We start from the raw sequence: 621 nt of genomic DNA, 5'->3' as shown, positions 1-621 counted from the left end.
TCGGCATTGCAACGCGCTGCTTGCAGCAGACCATTGCGTGCCATGTTGTGGGCAACGGTATCGCTTATCGGCCCTTGCGAGAGAGTGTTGGCAAGGAGTGTCAGAGATGTGAGACCGACCGCCCCGATAAGTGCCGTCATGCCGATCCAGAAATGAAGGAGGAAGCAAATGCCAAGATAAAACAGCATCCATGGCAGATCGAAGAACGCTGTCGGACCGTTTCCACCTAAGAAGCCGCGAACATTGTCGAGATCGCGAAGCGGCTGCAAGCCGTCGCCCGGCATGCGCGTTGAAAGCGGAAGGCGAACGATCGCATCGTGAACGCGTCCGGAAAACTGTCCATCGAAACGCTCGCCAATCCGCAGCAGCACGCGGGCGCGCAAAATGTCGAGCAGGCATTGGAACGCATAAAGCCCCGCAGCAAGCACGACGAGCCCCACTAGCGTGGATACGCTGCCACTTGCCAGAACGCGGTCATAGACCTGAAGCATGAACAGCGGCGAGATGAGCGCAAGCACGTTGACCACGCCGCTGATCAACACAATGCCCCAAATCGCGGAAGTCAGAGGGAAGGGTCTCAAAGCTGAATCCTTTAAGGAATGGTTGTCACGTAAGTCTCCG

1 pseudogene is annotated in these 621 nt (G+C 57.0%); it reads right to left on the bottom strand.

Annotated features, from left to right (window positions below):
- Positions 1 to 491 (bottom strand): annotated as a pseudogene (locus NKI15_RS31945) (type I secretion system permease/ATPase); the annotation flags it as partial.
- Between the last annotated feature and the right edge of the window lie 130 nt (positions 492 to 621).

Origin of the sequence: Mesorhizobium sp. M0862, from assembly GCF_040319795.1 — a bacterium.
Taxonomy (GTDB): Bacteria; Pseudomonadota; Alphaproteobacteria; order Rhizobiales; family Rhizobiaceae; genus Mesorhizobium.
Note: the sequence above shows the minus strand (reverse complement) of the source record. Positions and strands in the feature narration are given on the sequence as shown.